Origin of the sequence: Bradyrhizobium sp. HKCCYLS2038, assembly GCF_051167655.1 — a bacterium.
Lineage (GTDB): Bacteria > Pseudomonadota > Alphaproteobacteria > Rhizobiales > Xanthobacteraceae > Bradyrhizobium.
On record NZ_JBNPTM010000004.1, the window covers coordinates 368919 to 384363 of the forward strand.

Below are 15445 nucleotides of genomic sequence, written 5' to 3' on the forward strand. Positions count from 1 at the left end.
TCTGTTCAGGGCTGACCAACGACCAATTTGTCCATATCCGCGAAGAAAGGCGCGCCTCCTGCGACGAAGCGCGGTACGGGTCCGATCCTGAGCAGGATCTTGTCCGACAGCCGCATCGACGCCCGAATGCCGAGGCGAGCCTCGCGCAACCGCGCGGGATCATGCGGCATCCAGAAGCGGCGGCGCGGCACGAACACGCCATCGCCAGCGGCGAATTGGCTGCGCTTGCCTGGCGCCGACAGATGGACCCGCGCGGTGTGCGCCGGAAAGCCGTAGCGGCCGATCCCCATGAATTGAACCGCCGGCCGTCGCGGCGTGGTGTCGGGCAACAGCACCGGGTAGCGCTCGTAGATGCGGAGCGCTGCCGATGAAGGAACGAAGAACGCCCTTCCTGTGATCGGCACATCCGAGAAGACCGAGCATCCGCGCATGCCGGCGACCTTGACCCGCTCGGGCTCGCTCTCGACCGCCTGCAGCGTCGGGACGAGCGCCGACCGCCACGGCAGCACTGCCGTCGGCGCCACCGTGACGATGCGCTTCCAGGCATCGGAGACCACGAAATAGCGCCGGCCGATCGGTCGATGGGGGAATACCTTCAGCCCGGCCTGTCCTTTGATGTGCAGGCGCAAGTTCGAGCCTTCGTTCGAGACCCGCGTGTCGGTCTCGACACCGTCAACGACCCATCGCGCGCGGCGCTGCAGATGCTGCTTCGCGATCGATGGCGTCGCCGCCGTGCCGGCAAAGAAGAACCGGGACGAGTGCTGCCTCAGGCGCGATCGTCCACCAAGAAACGCCTTGTGAGACGCCGCCACGCCCTGCTCGCGCACCCGCCACAGCCGGATCTGAGGTAGCGAGGCAAGCCAGGACTCGCGCTGCGCCCGTGTCAGCGACGCCCCTGAAAATACCCGCATCGGAGGGCGCTCGATTTTCAGCACGTTGCTGTCGGCATAGCGCGCATATTCGCGCAGCGTGTAGGCGGTGCCCTTCCTCTGGTGCAGCAGGATCGAGGCTGCCGTGATGGCGCGGCGCCGCGTCAGTGACCACCCGGGCTTCCATTCATCCACCGAGAGCTCGAAGGCGAGCGCCGGCAGGAAGGGTTCGGGCACCTCCAGCGGACGCTTCAGCAGATCGATCGGGACTGGGATGTCCTGGACCCGCGTACTGACCGCGGAGATGACCTGTTCCAGCGCCGTCGCATTGGGCGGCAGTAGATGATCGGCGTAGGCGATCGCCACCAGGTCAGTCCGATACGTTCAACGTGATCAGCAGGTCAGCGAGTTGCGGGACCTGCGTGTCGGAACAGATGACGTCTTGAGCGGGCGCTGCCAGCGCTACGCTCTCGACCCCGCCCACCTTGGCGGCGGCGATCAAACCTGACGTGTAGACGTCGGTGCCGATCCGGTAGCGTTTAGCCGCATAGGCACGAAGAGCTTGTTCGACCCGGCCCTTGATCAGCACTGGGTCGGGACCGCGCGGAAACGAGACCGAGACCGCTACCGAATATCTGACCATCTCGGCCCGGCGCACGGTGACGACATCGGTCAGCGGCACGGTGTCCTCGCGTCCGAACCGGTCGACTAGACGGGCGAGCACCGCGTCGCTGACGCCCTCGCCATTTGCACCGGCGACGACAACATGCACCTGGCCGTCGCGCGGCGAATAGGCCCAGGCATCCGCAATCGACGGGTCGAGGGTGAGCGCAAAGAAGATATAGGCGCCCCGCGGCCCCACAGTCGAAAACGCCTCCGGCGCCAGCTGGATGCGGCGCCGAAAGCGATCATCGCTTTCCAGGACCGGCGGATTGCTGCCCGGGACAAGCACGGCCCTGACCACTCCAAACAGCGCGCCGAGATGGTCGAGATCAGAGCCCGAGGCATAGGCGATCAGGACAGCGCGGGCCTTGTCGTTGACGAGAGCCCGCAAGAGCGTCTCGCGATAGGCGAAGGCCTCCAACAGGATGGTCAGGGGTTCGGTTTCCAGGCCGAGCGTGTCGAGGGGAGGCAGATCCGGACGATCAACCCGGATATCTGCCCATCGCGCCAGGATCCAGGCCTTCTGTGCGGCCAGGATGGCTTCACTGTCGATGACCTCGATCAGGTCAGCCGGCTGCAGCTGCGTCAGATCGGGCGCCAGGAAACGGGAGGTGACAGACATCCGTGCTCAGGCCCCCACCAGTCCGGTCGAGCTTTGGGTGAGTGTGATGTTCCTGATGTCCTCCGGCGTGAAATCGCCGAGATGCCCGCGCGGCATGTAGACGCCCGAGATCTCGATCCGAAGCTCGCCGGTCCGGTCGACCTTCCTCGGGGTGATCTTCGTGATCCTGAACCGCGGCTCCCGCGGCAGACCCGTGTCGCGCTCGCGGACCTCCAGCGAGGTGACGATCGCGGCAAAGAACGAGACGACGGTCGCCTCGGTCAGGCTATTGCCGAGCAGTTGTGGTACCGCAGAGCCGAACCAGCGCCGCAGCATTCGTTCGCCAAAGCCGGTCGTGAAGATCACCATGATCGACTGCACCACGTGCGGCCAGCCATTGAGCAGCCTGCCGGTCTGACGGTCGAGGCCGGCCATCAGCCCGGCAGTGCCCAGGTCTTCTCGGCAGGCCCGCCTTCGGTGTCGACGGGATCGCCGTCTGTAGCGTCCTTGCGCTCCTGCCCGAGATAGGTCTCGCCGACGGTGATGATCTTGTCGGACACGATGTTGATGGCGTCCTCCTTGATCTCGAGTTCCGAGCGGCCAGCCTTGAAATGGATCTCTTCAGCATTCTCGATCGTCAGGTTTCCGTGTCTGAGCGTCATCTTGAACTTCGGGTGCGTGATGACGACCGCGTCGGGGTCATCGGACGGCGGCAGATGCTGGTCCGACCAGAACAGCGAGGTCGCGACGCCCTGCTGAAAATCCCCGGCCGGCGACAACAATGTCAGTTGCTCGCCCTCCTTCGGCACACGGTGGACATTCAGCCCCTCGGGGCCGCCATTTGGCGAGACATAGGGGATCCAGGGCGACAGGAACGGTTCGTCCTCGCTGCCGCCGATCCGCATCCGCACCAGCCAGCGACCGTCGATCTGCTTGCGCTCCGCGACCGGCCCATGGCGGAACAGATTATCAAGCTTACGCTCGATCTCCGCGATCCGTGTCAGCGCCTCCAGCACCTCCATCGACATCGGCTATGACTCCGGCGCGAGTCCGATTCCGCCGACACCGGCAGCGGTGAGGCCGAGGGCCACCTGCGCCTGGCGCCAATCCGGGGCGATGGAGCCGGCGATCAGCTGCCGCCAGTAGCGGGCGATGTCGGAGAGTTCAAAATCCGCTTCCATGGCAGCCAGCACATCCGCCCAGACGCCCTCGGGCTCGGCCCCCGGCAAGGGATCGGCGACCGGCTCGACCCGGTAGATCGCCCGGAGCAGCGCCTGGCGTCGGCCCTTGTCGGCGATGGCGCCGCGGTCCCACTCGCAGAGATCATGTGCAGATCCACGAAACCAAAGCCGGCGGAACAGTTCCGGCCATGGCGACGGGTCGGCGAGCAGCGCCTTCTCAACCTCGTAAGCCAGACTGCGCAAGTACAGCTCGTTGCCCTCGTCGGAGGCCGGGATCTGGATTTCGATATCGCCCGCGTCGACCGTCACGGCTCTTGCCACGAACATGTCGATGGATAGCTCGATCACCTGGCGAGCGCCGAACAGCTCGCGGCCTTCGACATCGCGTTTCCCTGTGTCGCAGGAGATCACGACGACGGGCGCGCCCTCGTTGCGCAGGCCATCGAACGGCTCGACCGCACTGTCGAATACAGCTTCGCCTGCTGACGTGCGTCCCTTGAGAGAGCGTACGGCGGCGATCTTGATCGCGGCGACCGCAAGGCTCACGGCTCGATCCCCACCAGTGACAACAGCACCCGCGCGAGCCCATCGCTCTCCACGACCGTGATCTCAAAGACAGGTGCATCCGGACGGTCGACCGCGATCAGGCGGTCGCCAGCCACGGGCCAGTCGCCGCCGAGCCGTGCGTTGTCGATGCTGGCAATCGTCTGGGCTTCGACCAGCGCAGGATTGAAATCGCGACCAATCGCATTCTCGTCGATGTGCCTGCGTTGCGGAGTTTCGGTGATAATGGCCGGCAGCAGCCGCTCCGGCCGGTTGGGATCGATGACCGGCGCGGCATATCCGCCGGGCAGCATCGGGACCAGGCGGATGGTTTCGGCGAACACCTCGTCAAGCTGGTGCTGGCGGGCAGCCCAGGTTACGCTGAAGAGACGCATCTTAGAATTCGGTTCTGCTCTCTGGCATAGGCGGACATCGGCGTCTCGGCGATCCGTTAGCTCGCGACGCGAATGACCCAAAGCGGTCCTTTCGCACACAGAGTGGTTCGCTCTATCAGCCGATCCGACGTGCGTCCTGGAGTTCGAGCGATGACAATCGATGAATATGCCGATTGGGCGGCCGGTGTTGCTGGGGTCGAGCCAGCGCCCTCAACCGACAAGCTTTCATATTTGGGACTTGGCCTCGTCGGAGAGACCGGTGAGGTTGCGGATCACATTAAGAAGCTGCTGCGTGATGGAGGACTAGATAGTGACGGATTCACGGAGGAGCTTGGTGATGTGATTTACTACTGGGCGTGCCTTTGTGTGGCTTCGGGCCAAAAGCCGTCAGCTTTGCTCGCGAAGAGCCGTGAAAAGATTGCACACAGGATAGCAAACACCGCGCCACCGAATGGCGGTGATTCATCTTAGGCGAGGATAACTGCTTACTTCCTCGTTTGGCTTTAAACTGACTAATGCCTCCAGCAGCACGGAATCGTTACTGGGATTGGGGCACGAAAGAGAACAAGATAATTTTTCGGAGAGCCGGCAATGCGTAGACTTTTATCCCTCATTGTTTTGCTAGAGCTGATGTCGCTATTCCAATCACGGAATGCGTCGGCACAGCTACAGGAATGTCCAATAATTTTTTGCCAAGCGTATATTTTTTTCAGTTCGTGCAATGAGCCGCTTCCCGGAGCAATAATCTATTCTGGTCGCGTGACTGCTTTATCAAAGAAATGCCCTAACGACTATTCGAATAACCTGATCAGATTGAAACTTGATAGAGACAATCGCGAAGGGGTTGGGTCCGAGATTGATATCGAATTTGGCACGTGCATCTTTTTCAAAGAATCTGTTGGAGACACTACCCGAATTGCCATCTACAAGCTTCCAAACCATCCTGACTCGCTTGCTTGCAGACGTTTTTGAACCTAAGCGAACTAGAGAGCGGCTGTGTAGTGTCGCCGATTGGCCCATCGCGTCGTGTGCTGCGTTACGGCATCTCGTCGCGATCGGATCATAGCGGACTCCCGGCACGGGCGCCGATGAACGAGGGGCCCTGATCCCTGTCTAGTGATGCAGCCCCTTGATCAGAGCTCGCGGCCGCAGACACAGCGATAGCGGATTGGTCTGCATTTCCAGCCGCACCGACTTGCCATTGTCTGAGGGGATCGCCTTGGCGTATCGCGGCAGGCCCAGCGTGTTGACCGTCTCGATGTAGTCCGCCGGCGAGAAGAACGTCTTGAACAGGTTGGGCACGCCGAGCGGAAAGAAATGCGCCTCATTGGGATCGATGAATGGCGTCACGGTATCGCCGGTGTCGGTGCCGCCGCCGATCCAGCCGCGATAGTTCTCGAAGGTGATGCCGCCATATTTGAGGGTCGAGAACACGACACCTTCGCGCAGCCGAACACCCTCCTGGTAGCGATAGGTGTCGCGCACCTCGGGGTGCTCGATCAGGTCGTCCCAGAACGTATCTCCGCACAGCGCATACACGCTGGTGAAGGCGACCCCGCCTAGCGTCTGCGACATCGTCCGCACCAGCTGGCTGCATTTCTTGCGGACGGCTGTGTTAGCATTGCCCAGGGCAAAATTGATCGGCGCGACGGCGGTCACGCCGAATTCCGAGTAGAGGTCATAGATGGTGTCGCCGTCGCGGTCGACGATCAGGCCCTTGATGGCGCCGACTTTCTGGAATTCGGTGGTGACGTCGAGCTGGGCGGTGAACATCTCCATGCGGCCCGACAGATAGGTCTCGACCGAGCGCGGCTGCATCTGGGGACCGAATTCCCGGACATTCTGCACTTCCTCAGCCAGCACGTTGTCGTCGAGCTGGTAGTGCGGGACCTTGAGGACCCGAGCGCGCCGCAGCGGCTTTGGCCGGGTTTCGCCAGGCCCGCCCCGAGGGGTCGGATTCACCAGACTGAGGATGCCCGCCTGCTCTTCGAGCGCGATCGACGTGGTGGGCACCGGTGCCTCGGTGAAGAGCCCGAGCGAGCCGAGGCGTCCCGGGACGAACGGGAGCTTGTTGATCGAATCAGTCAGCGCGACGAAGCCGAAGGCGTCGCCGCTGAAGACGTCGAGAATGGGTTCCATGCGGATGATTGTCCTGTTGTCTGCCTACGGTCAGCGAACGACGATGCCAGCGGCGCGCAGTTGGTCCCACTTGGCTGACTTCTTGGCGTCGTCGTCGACTGTGTGGTCGTAGAGGAGGCCGAAGCGATTGACCTCGGCGTGTCGCATCACGCCGACGGCGTGTGCATCGGCATTCGCAGCATCGACACGCCCGACCAGAATGGCGGCGGCGACCTCCGAACCATCGGTCGCGGCCAGCGGTGAGGGGACGAACTTGCCGCTCGCGCTGATCTTGCCGAGCACCGTTCCCGGCAGCAGCACGCCCGCGCCTGAGGCGATGGCGATGTTGTCCCGGGACAGGCGGCCTTCGTCGTCTTCCGACAGGATGAAGTTGCCGTCATGCGGGTTCTCGTAGAGCACGGACATAAACTCTCCTGTTCGCGGCATCACCGATGCCGCGCCGATACGTGGAATTCTGAGGTTGCGGTCCTACTGTCGGGACGCTGCCGCAACCGCAGCCCGACGGCGGGCATAGATGTCTTCGGTGCTGATCATGCGCGGTCGCTCGGCGGAGGAGCGCTCTCCGCCCGGCCCGAGCCTCGGCTTGACTTCGTTGGCCATGGCCTGGTCGAGACTGCCTCTGGCTGCCGGTGATTTCGTCAGCGCCCCGAGCGCGATTTCGGCCGCAAAATCGGTCTCGAACGCGAAGTACTGGGCCAGGGCCTCTCTCCCTTTGGCGCTCTCCGCCATCAGAATCGACTTGATCCGCTCGCGCTCCTGCATGCTGCCCTGCCGGATCCCCTCGGTGAGACCGGCAGAGCGCGCATCCCTGATCTGGCTGACGACGTCGCTCCCCTGCTCGTTCGCAGCCTGGTGCGCAGATATGGGGGTATTCTCGGCCGCCGCTTGACCGGCAGCCGCGAGGATGACGTCTCGCATGATGAAACTCCTATGAGGCCAACCGGCCTCGGTTGATTGCGGCGACAAAGCCATCGAACGCCTCCAGCGCATGTCCAGTGGCATCGGCAAGCCCAAGTGCGACGGCGTCTGCGCCGCGGTAGTCCCTGGCCTCGGTCCCAAGCGCGGCCTCGGCGCTGAACCGCGTGCCGCGGTAACGCCCGACCCGGCCGGCAAAGGATTGCCGCGCCGCTTCGAGATCGCCGATCATGCGCTGCGCAACATCGTCGCCCAGTGTCTCGAAGGGGTTGCCCGCCATCTTGTGTGCGCCCGCGCGCAGGACCGTGACTTTGACCCCCTGGCGCTCCAGCGCAGCCGACCAATCGGCATGCAGCGTCACCACGCCGATCGAGCCCGCGCGCCCATGCTCGGGCATGATGATCTGCCGTGCTGCCGAGGCCAGCAGATAGCCTGCCGACAGCGCGTGGTCGGTCAGGATCGCCAGCGTCGGTTTTACGGCGGAAAGCCGCGCGATCATGTCAGCGGTCTCGAAGCTGCCGGCGAGCTCGCCGCCAAAGCTGTCGACCTCGAAGACCGCAGCCTTGACGGCCGGATTGCGGATCGCGCGCAGCACCTGCGCCTGCAGGCCCTCGTAGGAGGTCCGCCCCGACACCGCGCCGACATAGGCGCCCTTGTGGACCAGCGTGCCCTCGATCGGGATCAGCGCGACGCCGTCGACCATGTCGAATACGGGCGCCCCACTCGCATCGTATCGTCGTCCGGTCCGATCGGCGATCCGGCCGGCCAGAGGACGTCCGTTGCCGAATGCGACGTGATCGACGGCGTCGATCGAGCCCTCCAGAACAATCCCGCCTTCGACGATCCGGCCGCCGATGCCGGCGAGCACTGCATCGAGCTTGCCCGGATGCATCAGCAGCGGCGTGTTGAAGACGCGCGCGGCCAGTTCAGGGCGCAGGATCATGCCGGCCCGGTACCCCGTTTGGCCGGCCGGTCCTGTTCGGCATCGTCGGTAGGTACGGCCTTACGATCTGTCATCAGATCCGGATCGAGCCCAAGTGCGATCATCTCTTTGCGCTCGCGAGCCCGCTGCTGGATCGTCTCCAGATAGTCCTCGCCCTGCTCGGCGCACTCGCGCTCCAGGGTCGAGAGCCCGGCCGACATGCGCTCCGTTGCCGCTGTGGCTTCCTTGTGCGGGTCGACCCAGCCGCGGCCCGGGCCGATCCAGCGAGCAGCGCAATAGGCGGCCTTGGTTTCCCGAAACTCCGGCGCACCTTTCGGCAAGGACACAGCGCCGCGGTCAATCGCTTCCTCCAGCCAGGCCGCATAGATCGGCGCCATGAACTGCTGGGCAAAATGGTCCTTGCGGGCGGCAAAGCCGCGCCAGACCTCGAGCAGTGCCGCGCGCGCCGACGAATAGTTCACCTGGCCCCAGTCCATCGACAGCTGCTCGTAGGTCATACCCATGGCGGACGCGATATTGCGCAGGCTCGCCCGCTCGAAGGCCTCGAACACGCTGTTCGGATGGTTGGGTTTGGTGAGAATGACCTTCTCGCCCGGAAACGTGAAGGCGATCTTGGCGCCGCCCACATTGATCGGTGCCGCCTGGTAGTAATCGAGGCGCTGCTGCTGGTAGGCCGACAATTCTTCGCCGCCGCCAAGTGCCGAGGCAAATTGGTCGTGGTCGAATGGGCTCTCAACGAACGCCGCCATCACCGCGTTCAAGACCGCGGCCTGCAGTTCTGCCTCGTCGTAGCGGCCGAGCATGCGCAGCCGCTTGATGATCGGCGCCAGGATAGAGACACCGCGATACTGACCAGCGCGCCCGGGCTCGAAGGCATGCACGACCATCCGGCGGCCAAAGCTCGTCTCGCGGGGAATCCGCTCCCAGGTCCAGAACTTCGGGTCGAACACGTTCTGGTCGCCAGGATGCGACCGCCTGATGTGGTAGGCCAAGGGCTCGCCGTGCTCGCCAAGCTCGATGCCCTGGCGTCGCCAATAGGTATCGATGCCATTATAGGGATTCGACAACCGATCCGGATCGATCACCTGCACCGACGTCGCAAACCGACCGCCGCGCGGCAGCCACAGGATCGCAGCCAAGGCCTCGCCGTCCATCAAGCGATGGCGAAACGCCAGCGCGAGCATTCCTCCCATACTAAGCCGGCGCTCGGCGTCACACCAGCAATCCGGGTCCTCTGCAAAATCCTTCCAGGCCGCCTCGATCTCCGAGGCAAGGTCCGATGCAACCTCCGGGTCGATCTTCAGCGAGCGTGCATTCGGCTTCGACGACAGCCGCCAGCCGGCGCCGATAACGGCGTCCACCTGGCGGGTCACCCCGCCAGACGCCCAGCCGTCGTTGCGCGCGAGATCGTGGATGCGCGCCGCGAGCACCGGCCGATCCGGCGATAGCGCCGTCTGCGCCGACCATAGCGGCGGGCGCCATTGCGCGAGATCGGGGTCCGTGACCGACGCGCCCGAGTAGCCGGCGGCCAGCATGCGCGCCGTTGAACGGGGTGGGCTGAGAATTTTGACGGGCCGGCCGTCGGGCCCGAGCAATTCAGTCATTCCGGGTTCGGTGGATCAGTCGCGATTTTGGGGGTGATTTCGGCAATGCCCCGATAGCGACCCCGCCAGCGCTGGCAACAGCCTCCGCAGCGATTTCCGGGGCGAGCCACGTGCCGGGGCCACGATCCTTACGTCTGCAATATCGTGGAATAAGCAACCTTCTTGGGAGCAGCCCAGTATTGAGCGAGAAGATCTTCCGCCTTGGCACGCTGGGTAGTATTGCCAAGCTCGATGGGATCACAACATGTTTCTACCAGCGTCAATTCGATAGACTGAACGGTCAGCTGCCTTACCCAGGGAGCGATGATTGGATGATCAGCTGGAATGACGCGCGACGCTGGAAAGGCAAACTGCTCGCTGCGAAAGCCGATGTACCAACTGAACCGCAAGTCGAAGTCCGGCGTGTAGCGCGCAACCGCCGTTTGCATCTCCTTCAATTGCCTTTGGGGAATACTCAAGGCCCCAGCAATCTCGGTGCGGCCGCTGCCGGCTCTCGTTCTAAAGTCTTCGGCTTCAACTTCGCTGAAGCACAAATCAATCTGCTCCTCTGAACAGTTAAGAGGCGGGAACAGCCTTTTGCCGTCCCATTTGTCTTTTATGAAAAACATATTAACGTGGTCACTCTCCTCCTTCGGATAGGAATATGCTTCGAGTGGGCTAAATGCCCAACTAACGAAAGCCTCACAACAGGGTAGCTTGAAAGGATCATTCGACCAGCGCGAATGAAGGTGACTAGACACATACAAATTTCTATGTCCGGACTTCAAGCTCCCCCCGAACCATTAATAGTGCGAGTCAACCCTTTGAGATAGGCAACCGAGAATGACTGACCGATCCTGTGGTAAATATATTCGATCTTTGCATTGATCGAAAGCGATCTTCCGGCAATCCTGCGGCTGACGTCCGGTTGCACTCTGACAACGGAAGGCGAAAGATCCGGAATGGGCACAATCGCGGGCATTCGCACAACTCGAAGGAGGGCCTCTCATATGGTAACTTTTCGGCGTCGCGCCTCTTTTTGGTACCCGTCGGCGAAGCGAGGAGAGTAAGACATGCGCTTTGCGACAGTCTTGGTCTTGAGCTTCGCGATCTCTCTTGCCTCGTACGCGGCCGCTGCGGCACAGGGGGTGAGTTTCGACGCAATCGCTGCATGGCCTGGAGCGCAAATCACGACGACGACAAACAACGATGGTAGCGAGGTCAAAGTAGTCAAGCTTCCCAATGGGGTCGTTTTTCGCCAAGAGCGGCGAAACGGTAAGACGCTAACCTTCGGAAACGACACAAGTGGTCATGGTGCTGTGATGTGCAGCTGGAATATCTATGTCATCGTGGCTGCCGCCCTTGAGATTTGTCCTGAGTTTCGAAACGAGCCACTGAAGACCGATCTGGCCGGTGCCATCGACATGATCAACGACTTCATCGTCGCCAACAGCCTGTCTGCCGTCTCTAAGGCGGAGCTTGAGCAGCGGGCGGCTTCCGTAAGGAAGGATGTGCCGCAGCTTTGCCGGTCAGATAGCGTGGCTGGAATGATTAAAGCATTCGGCTCGATGTCGCATGATAAATTTACGACCAGTGTGGCCGACTTATTGTCGGTACCACGCCCGCCCGTCACCAACCCATGCCTCTAATCAAAGCGATCGGCGCTTGCTAGTCTGGTCACCCCAACGAACGATGGCCCATGGTCCGCAATGGGGCAAACGCTGCCTTCCGACAGTCCGACTGCTTACTTCCTGTTCTACATGCAGCGATGACTAATCGCTGCAGGTAATACCCGGCACTCCTCCAAGAAGCTTGCATTTTGGAAGCGGTGGGCGTTGCTGGATGAGTCCTGAGTTGGCGGCAGGAACAGGGCTGCTCTGCCTCGGAGCTTCTGTTTTGGGTTGCGGGATGGCTCCTGGGTTGGTAGCAGGAAACGAGCTGCTCTGGTTCGGAGCTTCTGGTTTGGGCGGATGATCGACCCTATTGCCAAATTGAAGCTCCCAACCGTTCGTCGAACGAAGCAGTTTTGCCTCCTGGTCATAAGGTGGATTCCCGTTGATCCACGTCTTCACCAAGATGTGCGCGTCATCCTCCCAAGCGACTATATCCCAATTTTCGTACTGCTTGGCTTGATATTTGAATTCCAGCTTGGGTGGATCGGTTTTCAGGTCCCAGATTGCTATATCGTATTTGCGCTCGCAAGCGTCGTTCTGATCGATGGAGAGCAGATATTTTCCATTGGGCGAGATGACAGGGAGCGCAGACAGAATCGTCTCGCGTCCAGTACGCCCGCTGACGAACAGGTAGTCCCCACACTCGTAGTACGACTTGCTTACCAAGAATGATCGAAGCGTCGGGAAGTAGGTCAACAGGTTGAACGAAATGCATTTGGAGACATCTACACTCTCGCCGTCGCACGCGGCTAGGTTGCTGACGTAAGTCTTTGATTTTCCCTTATCCAATCTAAGGGTCAGCTTTTCGCCGTTGCGCGTGATGAGATTTTTTAGCTTCTCTTGGCACGTGGCGTCTTCCACGTTGTTCTTGATTTCACAGCTGATGGGTGACTGATTTGGCGTCGTCTGGCCGAAGGCCAAGCTTGAAGATAAATTCACGCCGAAGAAGATACACAGGACAAAATATAACATCGGCATTCGAACGAGACCTCTATCGAATAACTGCATTGATTTTATGCGATGCGCTGGCCACGGTCCATATCGAGATTGCTGATCAATACAACCGAGATCGACAGGCGCGAAAACGGCCATGCACCGCAAGGTCTGACCGGCCCCACACCATCCGCGGCAAAAGCGCGTTTCTCGATACGCACGATCAAAAAGTCACCCGGCGCGCAAAGCCGCGGCCGTTCTGGCCAAGTTTGCCTTTCAGCTCGGCGATATAGGCGCGCAGATCCCCGACATTCTGCGCATTCCACTCCATGCTCTTGTCGCCGTGCCGCATGCGGGCGATGCTCCCTTGCACCAAGATCGAGTGCAGCGCGGCTTCAGCTTCGATCAGCTGCTGACGCCAGAGCGACAATTCTTCTGCCGTCGCCATCATCGCCCCATGTTGAGCCGCGCCATGGCAGCCATGCTGGTCGTCGCCTTCGGGGCGACCTGCGTCGGCGCTTCCGGCACCCTGGCCTTTGGTTCCGATCTCGGCCGCTGAGCCGAGTCGGCGATGCGCTGGACGCCGAGCATGTACGCCGCCGCGTAGGCCATGGCCTCGCAATCCAAAAAGTGGTTCTCGCGGGAGCGTTGCACCCACGTGTACCCGCCTGACGGCTTCTTGACGCGACCCTCCGAGACGATCTGGCGACAGTAGGCTTCTGTCGCGTCCTGCGGTAGATGCCAGCCGCCGGGCTGGTCGTCCGGCCAGCGCACACGCTCGTGCACCCACGACTTGAAGAAGTCGCTGTCGAGCCGAACCAGGTCGAGCCCGTACTTCGCCGCCTTGCCACGCGGTGTCACGTCGATCCGTTTGACCGAGAGCGGCTGGTCGCGATGATCGAAGCCTTTGACCGCATAGGCAACGCGCGCGTGCCGGCGGCAGAACTCGTAGACCCGATGCTCCGGCACCTCGTCCTTCTTGCCCGGACGGAAGCCGGAATCGATGAAGGCGCGCCGGATCATCAGGTCGCCGATCGGCCGCGACAGCATGTCCGCGAGATCGATCCAGACGGCCTGGTGCTCCGTCTCGCCCCAGAGCTCGCCCTGCTCGATCAGCCAGCTTTCCTGCCGGACGCCAAAGCCCCTGATGACATAGACCAGCCGGCTCTTCTGGACGTCGACGCCGGCCGTGAGCAGGAGCACGCCCGCAGGCAATTCGCGCGAGCGGTAAGGGATCCGCAGACGGGCAACGTCGGCCCACTCCGGCGCATCGCCGCCCGCGGGAGCCCACAGCTCCCCAAACCCGCCATTGATGACGGTCTGCACCTCCTCCTGGTCGCCGGAATTCAGCGCCTCGACATAGCGGCCGGCGCGCTCGCCGAAGGAGACGAACGGCGAGGCCAGCCCCGATACCCAGAAGCTGACAGTGGCGCTGTCAGGGGGATCACCAATCACCCGACCGTCCGGCTCTACGGATTGCCGAGGCGCCACGTAGACGCCGCGGGCGTTCATCTCGAACTTGTGCTTCTCCTCAATGATCCCGTCACAGCGCGGGCATTGCAGATGCGCCAGCCGCCGCGCCTCGATCGGTGTGGCGTCCCGCTCAATCCGTTCCTCGCGGCCCTTGAGCGTGATGTCGATCCTGGGAATGACCAGGCATTTGAACCGAGGAATGAAGTAGGCGCCGCAGTGCGGGCACGGCCACGACCAATGATACCGCGTTCCGCGCTGCCACAGCTTCCAGATCGGACTGTCGAGGCTGGCCGCATCCTCGGCATCGACCGGCTTCCAGAACTCCAGTCCGCTTGAAACGTCCCTTTCGATCTCGACCGACCCCACCGTCGGGGTCGAAGTTACGCCGAGGGTGAAGTCGGCGTGGGTGTCGCCGCGCACCTCAAGCAAGCGCACCGGATCGCCCTCGCCCTTGACGTTCTTGATCATGCCGTCGCGCTCGTCGACGATGGCAAGCCCGGCGGGGTCAGACTTCAGCTGGTTGGCCGAGCCGGCCCATGCCAGGCGCACGGGAACGCCCGACACGATCTTGCGGGTCTTCTTGTTCTTCTTGCCGCGCGCCAGCTTGACGGCCAGACTCGCCGACCGGTTCAGCGCATCGTCGAACCGCGGCTCGAACTGGTCGGTGACGAAGTTGCGGTCCGGGCCGGCATAGATGATCGGCACCGGGCGCTGGTCGAGCCGGGACAGGATGACGTCAATGACGGAGTCAGTCTTGCCCGATTGCCCCGCACAGACGAGAACGACCGTATTGTAGAGTGGATCGTCGAACGCTCGAACGAAGGGGATCACATAGGGTGTGACGGCCGGGTCCTTTGGGCCTGGCCGTCCCGACGACAAAGGATAGACCCGGTTGGCACGAGCCCATTCGTCAACCCTGACCTTCTTCGTCGGCCGCAGGATCGTCGTCGCCCGATCGATAAGCGTCGCGAAGTTTCGCGATGCGATCGGCCACTTCGCTGAGCGCGTCATCCACTTCTCGCTGCAAGACCGCGCGCTGCTCGATGTTGCGGGTCACGCGCGCCGGAATCGCGTTCACGCGGGCAACCACGGCGCCAGCGACCTCGTCGACCAGCGTCATGGCCTCTGCCAGCGGGACCAGTTCGCGCTCGGCCTGGGCGACCGCCAATTCCTCCTTTCGTGTCCGAACATCCTGCAGCCGGCTGTGCGACGCCGTTTTGCTGGAGCGCCGTGCCTCGTCCTTCAGAAAGCGAATGTAACCCTGGACCACGTCGACAACGCGATAGCGTCCGCGCTCGACCTTCGGAATCCAGCCGTCCTTCGACAGCCGCCTGATCCATTCCGGCGTGACCATCAGCAGCTTGGCCGCCACATCGGGCGCAATGGTGCCCGCCGCTTCATCCGCGCCTCGTGCGCCCGCGGTCTTCGGCATTGTCGATCACCTCTGTAGCGCCACGTTCCAATCGAGTGGCTCAACATTCCGCTTGGCTTCGCTCGAAATCGGAGCGTGTATGGCGACCGACGAAGCGGCCGT

The 15445-nt window shown here is 62.3% G+C and carries 18 protein-coding genes; 2 read left to right on the top strand and 16 right to left on the bottom strand.

Features of this window, described 5'->3' with window-relative positions:
* Positions 1–5: 5 nt before the first annotated feature.
* Genes ACQR1I_RS19675 through ACQR1I_RS19700 form a run of 6 tightly spaced genes read right to left on the bottom strand, consistent with a single transcriptional unit; the run spans position 6 to position 4252 of the window.
* Entirely contained in the window at positions 6–1235 is a 1230-nt protein-coding gene (locus tag ACQR1I_RS19675) for a phage tail protein I (protein WP_434888780.1), read from the bottom strand.
* A gap of 4 nt (positions 1236–1239) precedes the next feature.
* Complete coding sequence (locus ACQR1I_RS19680) at positions 1240–2154, bottom strand: baseplate assembly protein (protein WP_434888781.1); 915 nt, start codon at positions 2152–2154, stop codon at positions 1240–1242.
* 6 nt (positions 2155–2160) lie between these two features.
* Entirely contained in the window at positions 2161–2568 is a 408-nt protein-coding gene (locus ACQR1I_RS19685) for a GPW/gp25 family protein (protein WP_434888782.1), read from the bottom strand.
* A complete protein-coding gene (locus ACQR1I_RS19690) occupies positions 2568–3161 on the bottom strand; it encodes a phage baseplate assembly protein V (RefSeq protein WP_434888783.1) in 594 nt (197 codons plus the stop codon). Before ACQR1I_RS19690 ends, ACQR1I_RS19685 begins: the two co-directional genes overlap by 1 nt.
* 3 nt (positions 3162–3164) lie before the next feature.
* Positions 3165–3860, bottom strand: a complete 696-nt coding sequence (locus ACQR1I_RS19695) for a hypothetical protein (protein WP_434888784.1) — start codon at positions 3858–3860, stop codon at positions 3165–3167.
* Positions 3857–4252, bottom strand: coding sequence for a hypothetical protein (locus ACQR1I_RS19700; protein WP_434888785.1), 396 nt, complete (start codon positions 4250–4252; stop codon positions 3857–3859). The genes ACQR1I_RS19695 and ACQR1I_RS19700 overlap by 4 nt, the downstream gene beginning before the upstream one ends.
* 150 nt (positions 4253–4402) lie before the next feature.
* On the opposite strand from ACQR1I_RS19700, the gene ACQR1I_RS19705 reads away from it, so the two are divergent.
* Positions 4403–4723, top strand: coding sequence for a nucleoside triphosphate pyrophosphohydrolase family protein (locus tag ACQR1I_RS19705; protein ID WP_434888786.1), 321 nt, complete (start codon positions 4403–4405; stop codon positions 4721–4723).
* A 642-nt stretch (positions 4724–5365) separates the two neighbouring features.
* Here ACQR1I_RS19705 and ACQR1I_RS19710 read toward each other — a convergent pair.
* The 6 genes from ACQR1I_RS19710 to ACQR1I_RS19735 all read right to left on the bottom strand — a co-directional run bounded on the left by ACQR1I_RS19710 (position 5366) and on the right by ACQR1I_RS19735 (position 10461).
* On the bottom strand, positions 5366–6391 hold the full coding sequence (locus ACQR1I_RS19710; protein ID WP_434888787.1) for a major capsid protein: 1026 nt from the start codon (positions 6389–6391) through the stop codon (positions 5366–5368).
* Positions 6392–6421: 30 nt separating this feature from the next.
* Positions 6422–6796 carry a head decoration protein gene (locus ACQR1I_RS19715; RefSeq protein ID WP_434888788.1) on the bottom strand — a complete coding sequence of 125 codons (375 nt, stop codon included), beginning with the start codon at positions 6794–6796 and terminating at the stop codon, positions 6422–6424.
* 63 nt (positions 6797–6859) lie between these two features.
* Complete coding sequence (locus ACQR1I_RS19720) at positions 6860–7309, bottom strand: hypothetical protein (RefSeq protein WP_434888789.1); 450 nt, start codon at positions 7307–7309, stop codon at positions 6860–6862.
* Between the two features lie 10 nt (positions 7310–7319).
* The gene (locus ACQR1I_RS19725; protein ID WP_434888790.1) at positions 7320–8249 is read right to left on the bottom strand and encodes a S49 family peptidase; all 930 of its coding nucleotides are present in this window, start codon (positions 8247–8249) and stop codon (positions 7320–7322) included.
* On the bottom strand, positions 8246–9853 hold the full coding sequence (locus ACQR1I_RS19730) for a phage portal protein (protein WP_434888791.1): 1608 nt from the start codon (positions 9851–9853) through the stop codon (positions 8246–8248). Before ACQR1I_RS19730 ends, ACQR1I_RS19725 begins: the two co-directional genes overlap by 4 nt.
* Before the next feature lie 128 nt (positions 9854–9981).
* Positions 9982–10461, bottom strand: coding sequence for a hypothetical protein (locus ACQR1I_RS19735; RefSeq protein WP_434888792.1), 480 nt, complete (start codon positions 10459–10461; stop codon positions 9982–9984).
* Between the two features lie 444 nt (positions 10462–10905).
* Here ACQR1I_RS19735 and ACQR1I_RS19740 point away from each other — a divergent pair, with 444 nt between their 5' ends.
* Positions 10906–11481 carry a hypothetical protein gene (locus ACQR1I_RS19740; RefSeq protein ID WP_434888793.1) on the top strand — a complete coding sequence of 192 codons (576 nt, stop codon included), beginning with the start codon at positions 10906–10908 and terminating at the stop codon, positions 11479–11481.
* 123 nt (positions 11482–11604) lie between these two features.
* Here the strand turns inward: ACQR1I_RS19740 and ACQR1I_RS19745 are convergent, their stop codons facing one another.
* From ACQR1I_RS19745 to ACQR1I_RS19760, 4 genes are all read right to left on the bottom strand, one after another.
* Positions 11605–12477 carry a hypothetical protein gene (locus ACQR1I_RS19745; protein WP_434888794.1) on the bottom strand — a complete coding sequence of 291 codons (873 nt, stop codon included), beginning with the start codon at positions 12475–12477 and terminating at the stop codon, positions 11605–11607.
* Positions 12478–12661: 184 nt separating this feature from the next.
* On the bottom strand, positions 12662–12889 hold the full coding sequence (gene gpW / locus ACQR1I_RS19750) for a gpW family head-tail joining protein (protein ID WP_434888795.1): 228 nt from the start codon (positions 12887–12889) through the stop codon (positions 12662–12664).
* The gene (locus ACQR1I_RS19755) at positions 12886–14922 is read right to left on the bottom strand and encodes a terminase gpA endonuclease subunit (RefSeq protein WP_434888796.1); all 2037 of its coding nucleotides are present in this window, start codon (positions 14920–14922) and stop codon (positions 12886–12888) included. Before ACQR1I_RS19755 ends, gpW begins: the two co-directional genes overlap by 4 nt.
* Positions 14822–15343, bottom strand: coding sequence for a hypothetical protein (locus ACQR1I_RS19760; protein ID WP_434888797.1), 522 nt, complete (start codon positions 15341–15343; stop codon positions 14822–14824). The genes ACQR1I_RS19755 and ACQR1I_RS19760 overlap by 101 nt, the downstream gene beginning before the upstream one ends.
* Between the last annotated feature and the right edge of the window lie 102 nt (positions 15344–15445).

Bases quoted from the DNA above. Each gene is read 5' to 3' on its own strand.
- ACQR1I_RS19740 (WP_434888793.1), top strand. From the start codon at position 10,906: ATGCGCTTTGCGACAGTCTTGGTCTTGAGCTTCGCGATCTCTCTTGCC.
- ACQR1I_RS19705 (WP_434888786.1), top strand. From the start codon at position 4,403: ATGACAATCGATGAATATGCCGATTGGGCGGCCGGTGTTGCTGGGGTC.
- ACQR1I_RS19700 (WP_434888785.1), bottom strand. From the start codon at position 4,252: ATGCGTCTCTTCAGCGTAACCTGGGCTGCCCGCCAGCACCAGCTTGAC.
- ACQR1I_RS19725 (WP_434888790.1), bottom strand. From the start codon at position 8,249: ATGATCCTGCGCCCTGAACTGGCCGCGCGCGTCTTCAACACGCCGCTG.
- ACQR1I_RS19690 (WP_434888783.1), bottom strand. From the start codon at position 3,161: ATGTCGATGGAGGTGCTGGAGGCGCTGACACGGATCGCGGAGATCGAG.
- ACQR1I_RS19715 (WP_434888788.1), bottom strand. From the start codon at position 6,796: ATGTCCGTGCTCTACGAGAACCCGCATGACGGCAACTTCATCCTGTCG.
- ACQR1I_RS19735 (WP_434888792.1), bottom strand. From the start codon at position 10,461: ATGTTTTTCATAAAAGACAAATGGGACGGCAAAAGGCTGTTCCCGCCT.
- ACQR1I_RS19745 (WP_434888794.1), bottom strand. From the start codon at position 12,477: ATGTTATATTTTGTCCTGTGTATCTTCTTCGGCGTGAATTTATCTTCA.
- ACQR1I_RS19685 (WP_434888782.1), bottom strand. From the start codon at position 2,568: ATGGCCGGCCTCGACCGTCAGACCGGCAGGCTGCTCAATGGCTGGCCG.
- gpW (WP_434888795.1), bottom strand. From the start codon at position 12,889: ATGATGGCGACGGCAGAAGAATTGTCGCTCTGGCGTCAGCAGCTGATC.
- ACQR1I_RS19755 (WP_434888796.1), bottom strand. From the start codon at position 14,922: ATGACGCGCTCAGCGAAGTGGCCGATCGCATCGCGAAACTTCGCGACG.
- ACQR1I_RS19680 (WP_434888781.1), bottom strand. From the start codon at position 2,154: ATGTCTGTCACCTCCCGTTTCCTGGCGCCCGATCTGACGCAGCTGCAG.
- ACQR1I_RS19710 (WP_434888787.1), bottom strand. From the start codon at position 6,391: ATGGAACCCATTCTCGACGTCTTCAGCGGCGACGCCTTCGGCTTCGTC.
- ACQR1I_RS19730 (WP_434888791.1), bottom strand. From the start codon at position 9,853: ATGACTGAATTGCTCGGGCCCGACGGCCGGCCCGTCAAAATTCTCAGC.
- ACQR1I_RS19760 (WP_434888797.1), bottom strand. From the start codon at position 15,343: ATGCCGAAGACCGCGGGCGCACGAGGCGCGGATGAAGCGGCGGGCACC.
- ACQR1I_RS19720 (WP_434888789.1), bottom strand. From the start codon at position 7,309: ATGCGAGACGTCATCCTCGCGGCTGCCGGTCAAGCGGCGGCCGAGAAT.